This window comes from Arthrobacter sp. TmtSoilC79, assembly GCF_059739405.1.
Genome location: NZ_AP046051.1, coordinates 3203704 through 3220302 on the forward strand (window position 1 = coordinate 3203704; position 16599 = coordinate 3220302).

General features: G+C 61.8%; 16 protein-coding genes. 8 read left to right on the forward strand and 8 right to left on the reverse strand.

The annotated features are described in order from the left end of the window. Positions 1-62: 62 nt before the first annotated feature. Entirely contained in the window at positions 63-863 is an 801-nt protein-coding gene (locus tag AC6JA3_RS14620; RefSeq protein ID WP_175493362.1) for a purine-nucleoside phosphorylase, read from the forward strand. A 115-nt stretch (positions 864-978) separates the two neighbouring features. Further along, complete coding sequence (locus tag AC6JA3_RS14625) at positions 979-2724, forward strand: phospho-sugar mutase (protein WP_347781559.1); 1746 nt, start codon at positions 979-981, stop codon at positions 2722-2724. Positions 2725-2745: 21 nt separating this feature from the next. On the opposite strand, the gene nirD is transcribed toward AC6JA3_RS14625, so the two are convergent. Next, positions 2746-3108 carry a nitrite reductase small subunit NirD gene (nirD, locus tag AC6JA3_RS14630; protein WP_497920186.1) on the reverse strand — a complete coding sequence of 121 codons (363 nt, stop codon included), beginning with the start codon at positions 3106-3108 and terminating at the stop codon, positions 2746-2748. A 282-nt stretch (positions 3109-3390) separates the two neighbouring features. On the opposite strand from nirD, the gene nirB reads away from it, so the two are divergent. From nirB to AC6JA3_RS14645, 3 genes are read left to right on the forward strand one after another with little or no spacing between them, the layout of a single operon-like run. Beyond that, positions 3391-6021: a nitrite reductase large subunit NirB gene (gene nirB, locus AC6JA3_RS14635; protein WP_497920187.1), complete on the forward strand. Its 2631-nt coding sequence runs from the start codon at positions 3391-3393 to the stop codon at positions 6019-6021. 9 nt (positions 6022-6030) lie between these two features. Next, a complete protein-coding gene (gene cobA / locus AC6JA3_RS14640) occupies positions 6031-7065 on the forward strand; it encodes a uroporphyrinogen-III C-methyltransferase (protein WP_026542746.1) in 1035 nt (344 codons plus the stop codon). 11 nt (positions 7066-7076) lie between these two features. Next, positions 7077-8234 (forward strand): uroporphyrinogen-III synthase, encoded by a 1158-nt coding sequence (locus AC6JA3_RS14645; RefSeq protein ID WP_347781562.1) that lies wholly within the window; start codon positions 7077-7079, stop codon positions 8232-8234. 85 nt (positions 8235-8319) lie between these two features. Here the strand turns inward: AC6JA3_RS14645 and AC6JA3_RS14650 are convergent, their stop codons facing one another. From AC6JA3_RS14650 to AC6JA3_RS14665, 4 genes are all read right to left on the reverse strand, one after another. Next, on the reverse strand, positions 8320-9618 hold the full coding sequence (locus AC6JA3_RS14650; RefSeq protein ID WP_347781563.1) for a Y-family DNA polymerase: 1299 nt from the start codon (positions 9616-9618) through the stop codon (positions 8320-8322). 419 nt (positions 9619-10037) lie between these two features. Next, positions 10038-10202, reverse strand: a complete 165-nt coding sequence (locus AC6JA3_RS14655) for a hypothetical protein (protein WP_155854103.1) — start codon at positions 10200-10202, stop codon at positions 10038-10040. Positions 10203-10538: 336 nt separating this feature from the next. Further along, entirely contained in the window at positions 10539-11825 is a 1287-nt protein-coding gene (locus tag AC6JA3_RS14660) for a chymotrypsin family serine protease (RefSeq protein ID WP_155854102.1), read from the reverse strand. 135 nt (positions 11826-11960) lie between these two features. Further along, a complete protein-coding gene (locus AC6JA3_RS14665) occupies positions 11961-12167 on the reverse strand; it encodes a hypothetical protein (protein WP_026542751.1) in 207 nt (68 codons plus the stop codon). Positions 12168-12324: 157 nt separating this feature from the next. On the opposite strand from AC6JA3_RS14665, the gene AC6JA3_RS14670 reads away from it, so the two are divergent. Next, positions 12325-12483, forward strand: coding sequence for a hypothetical protein (locus AC6JA3_RS14670; protein ID WP_155854101.1), 159 nt, complete (start codon positions 12325-12327; stop codon positions 12481-12483). A 1147-nt stretch (positions 12484-13630) separates the two neighbouring features. Here AC6JA3_RS14670 and AC6JA3_RS14675 read toward each other — a convergent pair. From AC6JA3_RS14675 to AC6JA3_RS14685, 3 genes are all read right to left on the reverse strand, one after another. Further along, complete coding sequence (locus AC6JA3_RS14675; protein WP_497920188.1) at positions 13631-14215, reverse strand: hypothetical protein; 585 nt, start codon at positions 14213-14215, stop codon at positions 13631-13633. 158 nt (positions 14216-14373) lie between these two features. Then, on the reverse strand, positions 14374-14841 hold the full coding sequence (locus AC6JA3_RS14680; protein ID WP_209320073.1) for a hypothetical protein: 468 nt from the start codon (positions 14839-14841) through the stop codon (positions 14374-14376). Next, entirely contained in the window at positions 14823-15254 is a 432-nt protein-coding gene (locus AC6JA3_RS14685; RefSeq protein WP_026547099.1) for a LexA family protein, read from the reverse strand. Before AC6JA3_RS14685 ends, AC6JA3_RS14680 begins: the two co-directional genes overlap by 19 nt. A 268-nt stretch (positions 15255-15522) precedes the next feature. Here AC6JA3_RS14685 and AC6JA3_RS14690 point away from each other — a divergent pair, with 268 nt between their 5' ends. Next, entirely contained in the window at positions 15523-15954 is a 432-nt protein-coding gene (locus AC6JA3_RS14690; protein WP_347781565.1) for a hypothetical protein, read from the forward strand. 148 nt (positions 15955-16102) lie between these two features. Beyond that, positions 16103-16534, forward strand: a complete 432-nt coding sequence (locus AC6JA3_RS14695) for a hypothetical protein (protein WP_091550737.1) — start codon at positions 16103-16105, stop codon at positions 16532-16534. Positions 16535-16599 lie beyond the last annotated feature (65 nt).

Sequence of the window (16599 nt, forward strand, 5' to 3'; positions counted from 1 at the left end):
CGGGTCCCTACCAAAGTCCCGTGGCCGCAAGGTAGCTTGTACCAGTGAGTAACACTGAGCTGATGAACACAGACCCCTTTGAGGCCGCGAAAGCCGCCGCCGACTTCATTGCCGCGGAGACCGGCGTCGAGTCCCATGACGTAGCCCTGGTGCTCGGATCCGGATGGGCGGAGGCTGCGGATTTGATCGGTGAAACCACCGCCACCCTGAACGCCACCGAAGTTCCCGGCTTCCACAAGCCCGCCGTGGTGGGCCACGTTGGCACCATCCGCTCCGTCCTGACCAAAGAAGGCAAGCGGGCCCTGGTCCTTGGCGCCCGGACACACTACTACGAAGGACGCGGCGTACGCTCCGTAGTCCACGGTGTCCGGACGGCAGCTGCCGCCGGATGCAAGACACTGGTCCTCACCAACGGGTGCGGCGGGCTCAATGAGGACTGGACCCCGGGCACTCCCGTACTGATCAGCGACCACATCAACCTCACCGCAGCATCTCCGCTTGAGGGCGCGACGTTCGTTGACCTCACCGACCTCTACTCCTCCCGCATCCGCGAGCTCGCCCGTGAAGTAGATCCCTCCCTGCAGGACGGCGTGTACGCACAGTTCACCGGGCCCCACTACGAAACACCGGCAGAGGTCCAGTACGCCAAGCGGATCGGGGCAGACCTGGTGGGGATGTCCACGGCGCTGGAAGCAATCGCCGGCCGCCACGCAGGCATGGAAGTTTTCGGCATCTCGCTGGTCACCAACCTCGCCGCCGGCATCAGCCCGGTTCCCTTGAGCCACGCCGAAGTCCTTGAAGCCGGACACGCAGCCGGAAAGCGGATCTCCAAGTTGCTGGCAGAGATCATCGCCAAACTCTAGCTTTGCCCGGGCAACTCCGCCGGGAGTGGGATCCCACCCCTTTAAGACCACTTTTAGGGGCGGGATCACACCGCCCGTTGCCCCTGAAGCGCTCAATGAGGATAGTTTTGACCCTATGACATCCAGCGATGCCGCATTTGACCAGCTGCTCACCGACGCCCGCCAATGGGCCTCACAAGACCCGGACCCGGCGACGTCGGCTGCCTTGGAGGAGCTGACGGAGCTCGCCGAGGGTGGAGATGCGGCAGCAGTGCAGGAACTGGGCGACAGCTTCAGCGGCACCCTGCAATTCGGCACGGCCGGTCTCCGCGCAGCCCTCGGCCCCGGCCCGAACCGCATGAACCGCGTCGTGGTCCGGCGCGCAGCAGCAGGCCTGGCAGCTTTCCTCACGGAGACGGTAGCCGCAGCGGCCCCCGGGACCCGGCCGCGCGCCGTCGTCGGCTTCGACGCCCGCTACAACTCGGACATCTTCGCGCAGGAAACTGCCGCGATCTTCGCCGCCGCGGGCATAGAGACGTTCCTGATGCCCGCAGCACTTCCGACGCCGTTGCTCGCCTACGCGGTCAGGAACCTGGACTGCGACGGCGGCGTGATGGTTACAGCCAGCCACAACCCGCCGCAGGACAACGGCTACAAGGTCTATCTCGGGCGGCATGCTGTTTCCGAGAGTGGACGCGGCTCCCAGATCGTGGCTCCCTACGATGCGCAGATCGCGGAAAAAATCGACGCTGTGGGTGCGCTGGACTCCATAGAGCTGGCCGATAGCGGTTGGACCGTACTGCCCGTGGCCATCGCCGCGGACTATCAAGCCGCCATGGCCGGGCTGGTTGACCGGGAACATTTCCCGGCCCGGGACCTCAAAATCATCCTCACCCCCATGCATGGCGTCGGCGGCGAAACAGCTGTCTCCGTCCTGAATGCCGCCGGATTTGGGGATGTCACTCTCGTGGCTGAACAGGCTGAACCCGATCCGGACTTCCCCACTGTTGCCTTCCCCAACCCCGAAGAGCCTGGTGCGCTGGACTTGGCGCTCGCAGCTGCCGCGGAGGCCGGCGCGGACATCGTCCTGGCCAACGACCCCGACGCCGATCGGGCTGCGGTGGCCGCCTTGGACCCGTCCACGGGAACCTGGCGGATGCTTCGTGGAGATGAAGTGGGCGCGCTGTTGGGTGCACACATCGTGGCGCGGCGGGCAGTCGGTGAAGGCGAGGAAGCCAGGGAGGGCGTCTTCGCAAACTCGATCGTTTCTTCGCGCCTTCTGTCCCGGATCGCCGCTGCCGCGGGGTACGCCCACGAGGAAACGCTCACTGGCTTCAAATGGATCTCACGGGTTCCCGGCCTCACCTACGGGTACGAGGAGGCCTTGGGGTACTGCGTTGCGCCCGAGCTGGTGCGGGACAAAGACGGTATCTCAGCGGCGGTACTGATCGCGGAACTGGCAGCAGCTGCCAAGGCCGAGGGCAGGACGATCTTTGACACCCTTGACGACCTCTACCTGGTGCATGGCCTGCACGCCAGTGACCAGTTGAGCATCCGGGTGGCGGACCTCGGACTGCTGGATGCCATGATGAACCGCCTGCGCGTCAATCCGCCCGAAGCGTTCGGAGGCTCCGCCGTCGAGGTCTTTACCGACCTTGCCGAAGGAAGCGAAGCCTTACCGCCCACGGACGGACTGCTGTACCTGACCCGGGACCAAAGCCGGGTCATCATCCGGCCCAGCGGCACCGAGCCCAAGCTCAAGTGTTACTTGGAAGTCATCCAGCCCGTGGAGTCCGCCGCGGAACTTCCCGGTGCCCGCCAGGCCGCACGGACCTCCCTGGACGATGTCCTCAGGGATGTCCGCGAAGCGTTGGGTCTTTAGAAGCGTCGGTCTTTAGCCGGGTTAGAGTTCAATCTCGATGAAGCCATCCACCAACCGGGTGGCGAACACATCGAGGGCGAGCTCGGGGTTGGTGAAGCACTCCCCGGTTTCGAGGTCGTAGACCTCTTTATGCAGTGGCGATGAGATGGTCGGCCGGCTTCCGCGGGATCCGATGATCCCGCGGGCCATGACGTTGGCCAGTGTTGCCGGGTCCTGCTGAGCCACGGCGAAGACCTCGGTGGACGCGATGCGGAACAGCGCAACCTGTCGGCCTGCAACCAGTGCCGCCTCGCCCCAAGCCAGCTCGAGTTCATCCAGCGGGCAAATCCTGTGCCACTCGCCGGTAACGGCAACATCCACGGCACGGTCCAGAATTACGGTCATTTCAGCCCCTCTCACTCTGTCCGGGTGCTGGCATTTTCGCCGTCACTCCCCCGGACCGGGCCACGCTTGCGGCCACTCTTCCACGTTAGGACCCTGGTGTTTCATCAGGTGTCCGCGTTTGTGTCCAGCGCGTAAAAGAGACCTCACGCCTCACGAAATGCCGTTGTGATGCAGAAGTTAAGATCACGAAACAAAAGGGAAACTGACGCGAAACTGCCCATACCTAGTCTGGAACCACGAGTTGCAGCAGATCCGTCTGCAACGTCTGCGAAAGGCCCACCAGTGACCGGACACACTTCAAGCACAGAGAACCCGCGCCGCGTCGTCGTCGTCGGCGGCGGCCCCGCTGCCCACCGTTTCACCGATGCCATGGTCAACCGCGGTCTTGAAGGCTGGCAGGTCACGGTGCTGACCGAAGAGGCCCACCTCCCCTACGACCGCGTGGCGTTGAGCAAGGCCCTCACCGAAACGGGTGTGGACCTTACTTTGGGCGACGCGTCCATGTGGGACCACGAGGCGCTGACCCTGGTGACCGGCGAGCGCGCCGTGAAGATCGACTCCGCCTCCAGGAGTGTCCTCACTGCCGCGGGGAACACGTACGAATACGACCACTTGGTGGTGGCTTCGGGCTCGGATGCAGCCCGCCTCCCGATTCCCGGTGCCGAACACACTCACGTGTACCGCACGCTCGATGACGTCTGGGCCATCAACAAGGCCATCGCCGAGCTCCGGGAAAAGCTGGGCCGCAAGGTTAACGCGGTCACTATTGGTGGCGGCTTGCTGGGCCTTGAGTCCGCTGCCGGCACCGAACAGTTGGGTGCCACTCCCATTGTCATCAACGGAGCACCGTGGCTGATGAACACGCAATTGGATGAGGGTGCCGGGCAGTCGCTGGGTCGCCTGATTGAGGCCAAGGGCTTTGAGGTCCATGGTGGCGTGTTCCCTTCCGAAGTACTGACGGACGACGACGGCAACGTCACCGGCGTCTTGATGGCGGACGGCCGCACCATTGAGGCGGACATCGTGATCGTAGCCGTCGGGGTCAGGCCCCGCGACGACCTCTTCCGCGCAGCAGAGGGTGAGGAGCAGCTGTTCAGCCTGGGCCAGCGTGGCGGCGTGGTCATCAACGATTACTGTGCCACTGAGGTGGAGGCCATCTGGGCGATCGGTGAAGTGGCCAACTTCGGAGGCATGTGCCTTGGATTGGTGGCACCTGCCAACACCATGGCCGAGATCGTTGCCGACCGCCTGCACGGTGGCGAGGCGACATTCCCCGGCTTCGACACTGCCACCAAGCTCAAGCTGTCCGGCGTGGATGTGGCCAGCTTCGGTGATGCGTTCGCCCGGACCGAGCATTCCCTGGAAATTGTCTACGCCGACCCGGCACGCGGCGTTTACCAGAAGATCGTCACCACCGATGATGCCAAGACCCTCTTGGGCGGCATCTTCGTGGGCGATGCTTCCCCCTACATGAGCCTTCGCCCGCTCCTGGGCCGCGAACTGGCAGCAGAACCCGGCGCGTATTTGAGCGCCGCGGGTGGAGGTGAGGCACCTGAGACTGAGCTTCCCGACGATGCCATCCTGTGTTCCTGCAACAACGTGGCCGCCGGAACCATCCGCGACACCATCAATGGGTGCGGTGCCTGCGAAGGCAACTCCCCCGTGCAGGAACTCGGCGAGCTCAAGGGCTGCACCCGTGCCGGCACCCAATGTGGTTCCTGTGTCCCCATGCTCAAGAAGCTCCTCGAGGGCGAACTGACAAAGTCCGGCATCGAAGTTTCCAAGGCACTGTGCGAGCACATCAGCCTGTCCCGCCAGGAACTCTTCGACGCCATCCGGGTGCTGGAACTGACCTCGTTCGAAGAGATCATGGCCAAATACGGCACCGGCGCCGGCTGCGACATCTGCAAGCCGACCATTGCCTCCATCCTCGCAAGCCAGCACTCTGCGTACGTCCTGGACGCCGGACGTGGGTCCCTGCAGGACACCAACGACCGCGCCTTGGCGAACATGCAGAAGGACGGCACGTATTCGGTGGTCCCCCGCATCGCAGGTGGTGAGATCACCCCCAAGGGCCTTGGCGTCATCGCAGCCGTCGCTGAGAAGTACAACCTCTACACCAAGATCACCGGCGGCCAGCGCATCGATATGTTCGGTGCACGGCTGGAGCAGCTCCCGGACATCTGGAAGGAGCTGGTGGACGCCGGTTTCGAGTCCGGGCAGGCTTACGGCAAGAGCCTTCGCACAGTGAAGTCCTGTGTTGGATCCACCTGGTGCCGTTTCGGAGTACAGGATTCGGTGGCCATGGCCATTGCGCTGGAGCTTCGCTACCGCGGCCTCCGCAGCCCGCACAAGCTGAAGATGGGTGTTTCCGGTTGCGCCCGCGAGTGTGCCGAGGCCCGGGGCAAGGACGTGGGAGTGATCGCCACCGCGGACGGCTGGAACCTTTACGTCGGCGGAAATGGCGGTGCCACTCCGGCACACGCCCAGCTGCTGGCCAAGGACCTGGACGACGAAACGCTGCTGAAGTACATCGACCGCTACCTCATGTACTACATCCGCACCGCCGACCGCCTCCAGCGCACCGCGCGCTGGCAGGAAGAGCTGGACGGCGGCATCAAACACGTCGAGGAAGTGGTGGTCAACGACTCCCTGGGCATCGCCGAGGAGCTTGAGGCCGCCATGGCCAAGCACATCGACACCTACGAGGACGAGTGGGCAGAAACCTTGAAGGACCCGGAGCGCCTCCGCCGTTTCCGCTCCTTCGTCAATGCTCCCGACCAGAAGGACGAATCCATTTCCTTCGTTCCGGAGCGTGGCCAGATCCGTCCGGCTACCAATGAGGAAAAGGGTGGCGTGCTCATCGCGTCGACCATTCCGGTCCGCAGCGAAACCGTCGGCGCAGGAAACTAGGGGTTCACCATGCAGCTCACCATTGATCTCACCGACCGCGACGTCCTTGTCACGGGCTCGGACACCTGTGCCCGCCAAGCCATCCGGCGTTACCAGGCTGCCGGGGCCAACGTGTACCGCCTGAGCACACCTGCGGGGGTGCCAGGTGACGGGCTGCTCCCGGAGCGTCCGTTCCTGGTGGCCGTGGTGGACGACGGCGACGACGGCTGGCTGCCGTTGGTGGAACGCTGCCGCGAGGCCGGTGTGCCCGTGGCTTTTGAGCCTGCCCCCGGCGCGGAGGGTCACGTGACTTTGGTGGGCGGAGGCCCGGGAGCCCTGGACCTCCTGACCGTCGGCGCCGTGGACGCCCTGCGTGATGCCGACGTGGTGTTCTATGACCGCCTGGCCCCTTACCAGGAGCTCGCCGATCTGACCTCTGCGGAACTGGTGGACGTGGGCAAGCAGCCTGGCCTTCACAAAGTCACGCAGCGCGACATCGAGAAGCTGATGGTCGAAGCTGCCCTTGCGGGCAAGAACGTGGTCCGGCTCAAGGGCGGGGATCCCTACGTGTTCGGGCGTGGCGGCGAGGAGGTGGCTGCCTGCGTTGCCGCCGGGGTCCCGGTACGGGTCATCTCCGGCGTCACCAGCGCCATCTCCGTTCCCGCCGCAGCCGGCATCCCGGTCACGCACCGCGAAGTGAGTCACATGTTCACGGTGGTCTCCGGCCACGCACCCTTGACCGAGACTGAACACATGCATTTGGCCGGCCTTGGCGGGACGATCGTGGTCCTCATGGGCATCGGCACACTTCCGCAGCTGGCCGCCGGGTTGCGCCGGGCAGGGATGAAGCCAGAGATGCCCATGGCCGTGGTGGAACGCGGTTACCGTCCGGGGCAACGCACCACCATCGCTGACCTGGGTACGATCGAAACAGCTGCCACCGGCTGCAGCAATCCGGCTGTGCTGGTCATTGGCGAAGTGGTCAAGGTAGCCGAGGCCAACCGCAACCACGCTGAAGCATCCGCTGAACTGAGCCGCCTGGCGGCTTCGCTCCTTGAAGCCTGAGGGTAAAACTTATGACTGTTGCACGCACCTTTGAAGTCCAGGACCCTACTGCTGCTCCGGAAGTTTCCGAGGCCGCCGATGCGCCGCTGGATGGATTCCGGATCGGAGTCACCTCGCACCGCCGTTCCCGTGACCTCATTGAGGCCCTGGAGCGCCGCGGTGCGAGCGTGTTGCACGCCCCCGCGCTGAAGATCGCCCCGGTGCAGGAAGACATGGTCCTTATTGAGGACACCCGCACCATCATTGCCGCGAAGCCGGACATCTGCATCGCCACCACCGCGTACGGCATGCGCCGTTGGTGTGAGGCCGCTGATTCTTTCGGCATCGGAGAACAACTCCTGGAAACACTGTCCGCCTGCCGGATGTTCGTCCGTGGACCCAAGGCCCGCGGTGCCGTACGCGCGGCCGGTCTTGCCGACGTCGGAATCAGCAGTGACGAAACCACGGCCACGCTGGTTGACATGCTCCTGGCCGAAGGCGTGCGCGGCAAGACGGTGGCCGTGCAGCTGCATGGTTACACCGATGTGCGCCAGCTGGAACGGCTGCGCATGTCCGGTGCCATTGTCCTGACCGTCACCCCCTACCGCTGGGTGAAGCCCGACGGCGAGGACAAGCTCCCGCGCTTGATCGAGGCTGTGGTGGGCGGCAACCTCGATGTCCTGACCTTCACCAGCGCACCAGCCGTGGACGCGATGTGGAGCACAGCCCACGAAATGGGCCTTTACCGTCAGCTCATCGAAGCCCTGAAGGGCCCCGTGACGGTTGCCGCAGTGGGGCCTGTCACCGCACAACCACTGGTCGACGCCGGTCTGACGCCACTGATCCCTGACCGTTACCGCATGGGGGCGCTGATCCGGTTGGTTACCGAGCACTTGTCCCTGAACCATGTGCGCCGCTTGGAGACCAAGAGCGCCACCATTGAGCTGCGTGGGCGTTGCCTGCGGATCAACGGTGAGGTCATTGACTTGGCGCCCGCTCCCCTGCTGCTCCTGCGTGCCCTGCTCGGCGCGGGCGGGGCAGTGTTGTCCCGCGAGGCGCTCTCGGACCTGTTGGATCTGCGCGGCTCCGTGCATGCCCTGGACATGACGGTCAGCCGGCTGCGCTCCTCGCTGCCCGATGGCAAGCTCGTGGAAACGGTAGTCAAGCGCGGGTACCGGCTGCGGGCGTAGGTGTACTGCCCGGGCCGCCTGCCTGGGGTGCCTGCCTGAGTTGCCTGTCCGGGCTGCCTGCCGGCAGTAGTGGCGTCCGCCCACCTCAGGCCGCCTTCACCAAAGGAAGTTCATCCCAGTTGGTGGTGTACCGGGGACTGAGCATGTCCCGTTTCATGGACCAGTCGGGTCCTCCCTTGATTCCGGCGTGCCCCAAACCGATGGAGCCCCGGCCGTAGCGCTTGCTGACTTGCTCCAACAGGGGGCCGATCCCACGTTCCTCGTGCCGGTTCTCAAAGATCTCCAGTGGTTTCTGGTTCCCGCTGGGGCGGAGGTCAGTAACCATGATCCCGGCCTTGGCGTATCTGACCCCTTCCTGGATCCTGGGAACCAATGCATGGGCAGCCTTGGTCAGCAGCACGGGATCCGAGGTGGGCATGGGCAGCTTGACGTTAACCGTGGGAAAGGACTTGTCGTTGGGGTTGTAGAACGAGGTGGCGGCAAAGGCTGTGAGCAATTTTGCTTGGAGATCGTGTTTGGCGAGCCTGGCACTTGCCATCTGGCCGTAGACGCTGAGTACCTGCCGCAGCTGCGCCGCCGTCGTAATCGGCGTTGAAAAGGAGCGGGAGAAGATCAGCTGGTCCCTCCCGATCCTTTCCTCCTCCATCGGGATGCACGGGGTGCCCTGCAACTCCAGCACGGTGCGCATCATAAGAATGGAGAATTTGTCCCGCAGGGCCACAGGGTCGGCCCGGACCAGGTCAAGGATGGAGAAGATCCCCATGGCGTTCAACCGTTTGGTCAGCCTGGTGGCCACGCCCCAGATCTCAATCACCGACAGCCGTGCCATCAAGGCCTCCCGTTGGGCCTCAGGAACGGAGTCCCAGCGGCACACTCCATTGAAAGCCGGATTGTGCTTGGCCCATTTGTTGGCCAGCTTGGCGAGCGTCTTGGTACGGGCAATCCCCACGCAGACCGGCACGCCCACATGCCGTTGGCACGCAGTTTTGATGGTCCGTCCCAGTTCGAGCAGCTCTTCCGGTTGACCTTTTACCCCCAGAAACGCCTCATCAATGGAGTACACCTCCTGCCATGCCGAGTACCGGGCCAGGAGCTCCATCACACGGGAGCTGATGTCCCCGTAGAGCTCGTAGTTGCTTGAGAGGGCAATGAGACCCCACTCCTTGGCCCGTGGAGCAAGTTTGAACCAAGGCTCCCCCAGCCCGATCCCCAGCTTCTTCGCTTCCGGAGACCTGGTCACTGCGCAGCCGTCGTTGTTGGACAGCACAATCACTGGCTTGCCCTCCAGCGAAGGGTTGAAGGCACGTTCCGCCGAAGCGTAGAAACAGTTGATGTCCACGTGGGCGATCTCTTGCATCCGGTGCATGAGTGCTGGCTTGGACATCGGTCTCCTCCGTTCGGCCTTAGCACGCGTGCCGCCATTCTGGAGCAGGACACGCCGCGCACTCGAACATATATTCGAATACCTTTACTGTACCGCCAGGCCCCGACAAATAGCTGAGCTCTTCCTACCCGATGTCCACGGCAGCGGTAAGGCATCCGTACGACTGGCTCCGTTGAACCAATCCTCGCCAACCATTTCGGTCGTTGTATTCGATGTTCGTGAACGGCGCTCCCGCAGCATCGAGTCGATCGGTTTCCAGTACAAACACGTTGTCGAGTTCGACGCATGTATGCCTGACAAATCCACCGTCAAAAGGGCTGTAGTCGTGTCGCGGGTTCAGGCTGGCGGTGCCTGTATCGTTTGGACCCAATGATGTAAACCCTGTCAGGTGTCAGAATTCCCTTCACGCGCTTCCCATCCTAACTATCGGAGTGCGTCACGGAGATGTTGTTGGCCAGTGTCCCAAACGTGGCATCGAGGCTCAGAGCATAAGCCTGTTGGCCCAAACCTATCCCGGCCTGTTGACCCGCGGTTCGCGAGGAGATGGAGAGATTGTTGTACTTGGACTTCCGCTTCAACCTCATGGCAGGATGGTCCGCCGGAGTGGGTCTGGTCGAAGCAGGACCGCCATTCCACCCAGCGTCGTTGACAAAATTGTTTGGAATCGGCCCCCAACCATCAACATTGGAGTTCTTGGCTGTGTCCGCGATCATGTTGTTGCCAGACGAAGCGATCTGGCCATTAACGCTCTCTGACTCCTCAAGCCAAAAGCCTTCGCCGCCGCAATTCTGCGCTTCGACCGAGGAGAATTCGCAGGAACCGTAAATCGTGGTACTCGGAATTGGAGAGGTTGAAAAGGCCTCGACCGGAGAACCGGACGAGGCCTTTCGTAGCCAGCAGGTTGGGGCGTGTAGCAGTAACTACCAGGTAACCAAATCCATCCCCGCGCTGTTCGCAATCGTGCGCGTAGACGTAAACCACACGTATCGACTGCAGTAGTTGGCCCCGCCGTCCCGAACGCTGCCGCAATTGCCGTAGTTATATAGGGGGCCAGCGACGGCCTGGATCATTCCGACAGCGCCGACGCTGCCATTGCCGTAGGGGGCAAGTACGGGCCCACCGCTATCCCCTTGGATTGCGGCACGCTGACCGTCCACTGTTTGGTAGCCCTCGATTTGGGAGGCGTAACCGTACCCGTCATTCCAGGAAAAATTCGTGTAAAGGACGCTGATATTGCAATGCACGCCGGAGTTCCCGCCGCTTGTGCAGATCCAGTCGCCCAATGAAACGTCGTGGAATCCAGCAACAGGTTTGGAATATCCTGCCGTGTTGTTCCACGCGCCGTCAAACATCCAACGGCTTCCGCCTTCGGACAGCATGGCGGCTTGACCATCGGGAGTATCCCACCACTGCATTCCTGCTGAGGATCCGGTATTGTCGCGGGCAGTCCACCAGCCAGATCCCTCACAGTGGCGGGCCGTATTGGTCCACTGCCCTGTTCCCGTTCTGGCTTTCAGCGCAAACCCAGTTGTGCAAGCTGTTTGGTTGCTGTTGAGTATGTACGCACCTGAGTTGAAGGGGTGGGAGTCATTCATGCGAGTGGCGGGGCGTGACTGGACTCCATCAATGACTTGGATAGGCCACTTGGTAATGTCGCGTGCAAGGTTCTCCACTGCAGCCCGTTCCGATGATGTGAGCAGGCCGCCTTCATTCTTGACGGCGTATCCGCGGATGGATATTTCACCTGAATCATCGCCGATGCCTCCGATGGAAGCTATCTTGAATCCCAGCGGTTCAAAGGCCTTGTCATTATTTATGAGGGCTTGAGTCGCCGAATCAATTTCGGGGACCGAATATGGACGCTCGGAGAATGTCACCATGATGCCTCGCTTTCGTCCTTCGTTGGCGACGGTTTCGCGAAGCAGGGATGAACCCTTCCACAATGCCTTTACAGAAAGGCTTTTTGCATCATTAACCTGTTCAACGTAGCCAGCATCGTAGATTCCCGGGACCTGTGTGATCCAGTACTTGAAGTCGGAGAGCTTCTTCTGGTTGTCCAAGAAGTCGACACCTACACTCTTGGAGTATTCCTCGATAGCGCCCTCCCCCGGCGGCGTGACCGGGGCATCCGATGCCGCCACGGCGGGGCTGATAATGCCGAGCAGCAAGACAAAAGTACCTGCTGCAATGGGTAGTGGTTTCTTCAATGAATCCCCGTCCAGTGCGGGCCGATTCGGTCTCGGTCCGTGTTTGATGAATTATTCAATGTCTTAAGACTGTGGCGGTCCGCAAGGCTATGCCCGAGCCGCGTATTGCTCCCTAATACCTGAATCCGGGGCAGTTCAGATCGCGCCGAAAGTCAGGGAGTCTTGACCTCTCGTCCATGTCAGCGCCCCGTTGGTGTAGTTGAGTTGAACGCCGTCCTTGAGGAAGTTGAGGGCCCAGGTCTGCTGTTCACCTCTCGCAGCATCAACACAGCCGGATGCGCCGATCGCGAGCTTCCCGGACAATGTCATGTTCGAGCCATCAATGGTGACGGGGGTGTTCACTGGTCCACATGGAAGAACAGCCGTCAGGTATGTTTCCTGACCAACTCGGTCCAACTGTGCTGTCACTTGTCCCTCGCTGACCCATGCCATGGGCTGACCTTCAGCAGTACCGGCTGTACTTTTGAACTTCCCGCACGGCGCATCAGGCAGGAATTTCGTGCACTCGCTCGAGGGCGACGCCGACCCGGTGCGCACCTCGGGACCTACGGCCGGCGTTCCTCCGGTTCCGCACGACGAGACGGTTATTGCTGCCAGCCCAACGGCAGCAATACTCAAGAACGACCGCAGTGTCTCCATAACTCCCCCAGCAAAATGATCAACAAAAGCGAATACTAATTGATTAAACGCAGAGCATACCCCGCCCAAAAAGTCCAGAAAAGGTAAGGCGTGCACAGGTCTCGAAGCATACGGTTCATTTACCTATTACACAAGCAATTTTGCTTGGAATTTTGATAGCAAAATTCAAAGGATGCTGATGACCATCCTTTGCCTCGGTAATTCCCGGAAGTTACTCAAACACAAGTAGACGGGCTGCCCTCTCCGGGTCAGTCAGCCTGCTTCAGGGAAGGCGACGCTGTTTGCCCCGAAGCTGGCCACCGCTGCCACAAATACAACACAGCGTCCTCGCAGAGATACTGCGGAGGGAAGTCGCTGAACGCTGTTGTCCTGACACTGTTCGAACGCGCTACGAACCCGCTATGGACTTAAAGATTCGCGACAACGATTTCTCCGCCTGAATGGTCACAAGGTGTCCCATTCTGCAGAATCAACGCCCTGTGGACCTGCTGAACACAGCGCAATCCACCGCGCTCATGTTGACGCTGGCCGGGTACCCCCCCATGACGGGCAGCGTCCTTACGTCTGCAGATCATCTAGACGTTTCAGCCCAGACAAGGACCGCGTTTGACCACCGCCGACGAAAACTTCAAATTAGTCCAACCGCTTATCGGCACGGTGATTGACGGCGGCATAACCCTCCTGGCTGCCGCCATTCCGTTCAATCGAACAAACAAGGCCAGCAAGAAGCGACAGAAACGGATTGACCAGCTCCCGTCCCAAAGGATTACTCGACGGAGAGACGCATAGGGCGGCTCAACTCCCTGCCTGATAAAGAGTTGGCGACGGAATGTCCGCCACTTCCCAGGATTGGTCCGGGCATCGTCGTCCCCTCATTTCCCTCCCACCCCCGCTAGGGGAACGTCACGTCACCTGGACGACCGGATGGGACGGGACCATCCAATCGGCCTCCATCGTCCTGGACACTCAGTTCGCGTCAGGAGAAACCCTCGAGGTGTTTGGATCCTGGCTGGTATCCAGTCCGGCTCCGTTCGTCCCGCCAGTTATTCGTTCAAAAGCTATTCGGCAAGTTACCGATAGCCGCCATAAATCTGCCGCTTCCTGCGCCGAAGAAGTCCGCTGCCGATGATGGCTGCAAGTTGTTTCCTGGCTGGTGAGTAGCGACCCTAGCGCGGCACCACGATCTCATCGACTCCGCACTGGAGCACAAGGTTGTCACTTCCGCCCGTCAGCATGCAGCCCTTGGGGTCGAAGAACTGTGTGGCGGACAGCCACGGGACACTTCGCTGCCAGAGCCCCCACGATTTTTGTGAATAAATGGAATACGTTTGTGGGTCGAACCCTGATTGTTCGACGATGACACTTTCTCCGCTGCTGGCCTTTACTTCGGTGTAGGTTGCCGCCACGGCGGCCAGCCCCATGCCAGCCGAATACAGAGACCACGGCAGAGCCGCCGCGACACTGGCCAGAACTGCAAGTACAGCAGTCAGCCGCCGGAGCCAGCCACGGGAAATCCGCCTGACCAACGCCGGTACAAGCAGAGCCAGTGCCACCACGGCAGCAAATCCGCTCAGAAGGTGAGCAAACAGAATGAACGCCCACCCCGGCATAACGAGGTAGACCAGAACCTCAGGCCATGAGTCGCTGACCCACGCTGCGGAGGCTTGGGCGACCGCTCCCAGCAACACCGAGACGAGGGCCGACGCGATGCCCCACATGAGGCGCGAGGCAACAGATCGCCTCGAATCCATTTCCGCGGAAACCCCTGCTCCTACTCGAGAAGCGCCCAACCGGGCCGCCGTTACGTCGTCTCCCGGCAACAGTTTCCGCACACCGCCATCCAATCACGCTTCTGACGTCGCCGTGGCGCGGCGGTCAGCGGAGCCAGCGAGGGAACCGGGCAATCTTTTCAGGTTTTGTTGCGCCCATTACCAATAGGCCGTGTGGTTCCTGCAGTGCGCCCGTCCCCTGATCCGGATCCGAAGGAGCGCTCAAGGGCAGCGATGAGTGGGGCAGGCGCCAGCCGGTCCAACAGGTCCACCGGCCTGGCATCCCGCAGTCCTGGGCTGCCGGTGACCATCCAGGCCGAAAAGTAATTGTGCGGAATCCTCAGTTCCATGGCACGCGCAAACAGGCGCAGCACCACGGGGTGCAAGGACAAGTCTTCGCGGAATTGGAAACCGGGACAGTACGTGCCATCTGCGGAAAACACGCGCACCAGTTGTTGCATCACAGGTTCGGGATCCTCATGTAGCTTCGCGAGCCGATGACGGACCCTTTCCAGATCCGGCAAGCCGAATTCGGCGCCCATCCGTTCCCAGAGTTCGCTGGGAACGGGCCCTTGCGAACGGGGCGGGCTCAAATGTGATGCAGGCATGTGGTGGCAACTCCCCAGATGGTGAGTTCAGAAAGGGCCGGCACGCGGATGTCCGGGTACTTGGGATTGTCGGCCTGGAGAATCACTCCCGAGGGCGTGACGCGGAGCCTTTTGATGGTCAGTTCCCCGTCGAGGACAGCGACGACGACGGACCCATCCCTGGGCTCCAGTGCCCGGTTGACGATCAGCTCGTCACCATCACTGATCCCTGCACCTTCCATGGACTGCCCCGTCACCCGGACCACGAAGGTGCTGGTGACGTCCTTGATGAGGTGCTCGTTGAGATCGATCCGGCCATCAAAATAGTCCTGCGCCGGCGAGGGATAACCGGCCGCCACCGGGAGAGGCGCCAGCAATACTGACATCAGGGAAAAGCCCGCATCTATCACGCGGGGGCCGACTATCACGCCCACAACACACCTTTATTCGAATATATGTTCGATACTTGAGTGTACAGCGGATGACGGACATTGTGGTCACCCCCTTGGTTTCCGCGGCGCAGGAGGCCGGCGGAATGGGGGCTGCAGCCGTTTACGCGTCCTGGCAAAAGACCGGTACTTTAGGGAAGGTCGAGCCAACGGAGGCTAGGCAGGAGACTCAACAAACCACCGTCTTCGACTGCAGGGTTCAATGCCGCGACGTTGTCCCCCAGTCGCGCTGTGCATCGCGAATTGGAGAGCCATGACCGCCCGGAGCAAGGACGTAGCTGATGCGCTCAGCGCCGATGTCACCCGTATTTTCAAGGAACGCTACCCGGATGAGCTGGCACACGCACAGGCCGTCCACGCACGCTCTGAGAAACTGGTTCTCGTCTTGATGTTCTCCACGGTGGCGCTGTGGTTCCTCGGCCCCGCGCTGTTCCTGACCGGTCTTATCAACCAAGTGGTCGTCATCGTGGTGCCGGGTCTGATGACCCTTGCGTTCCTCACCGTCGTGCTCGTAGCAATCGTCCGCAACCGGGCTGCGGCGAGGCCCGTCGTCGAGTACGCAAAGCAATGGGGTCAGAACGTCACAAGCGTGACGAAGAGGGGCATTACCGTCGCTGTTCCTAAGGGCGCTGTCACGGTGCCCGCGGAGTTCCGTGAGACGCGCGGGGTCACCCGCCAGCCCTGATGCCGCCATGGCGCCAAGCCCGGAACAGCGCTGCACGGCACCACCTGCACCAAGCCCGGGCGGTCTCCGCGGAGGTCTGTACGGCGGAACGGGACGAGTCATACCCTGAAGCTGTTCAGCAACGCGAACACCCGAAAAGAGGGCGGCCATGGCACGGGATCCCAAACCTACGTTGGAGCACTTGAACATCCTCCTCGGCGAGTGGGAAACATCAGTTCCGGGCAAGGATGTGCCCGGCCGGACCGCCTTCGAATGGTTGGAAAGCGGAGGCTTCCTCATCCAGCGTTCCACGGTCCAGCGGCCGGAGTACCCCAATGCGGTCAGCGTCATTGGAGCCACAGGCTCGGATGGAGCCTTCCAACAGCATTACTTTGACTCCCGGGGCGTGGCCAGGATCTACGACATGACGCTCAAGGACGGCGTGTGGACCCTGTTCAGGGATGGGCCCGACTGGCCGCAACGCTTCGTTGGCCACTTCTCCAAGGACGGCAACACCATTACTGCCCGGTTGGAACGCGGGACCTACCCCGGCGGGCCGCTGGAACACGACTTTGACATGATCTATACCCGCATTGCCTAGCGCGCGCTGAATCCACTGTCTCCACCTCATTTACAGATCCCCTGCCCGGTGGGAACATAAGCCCC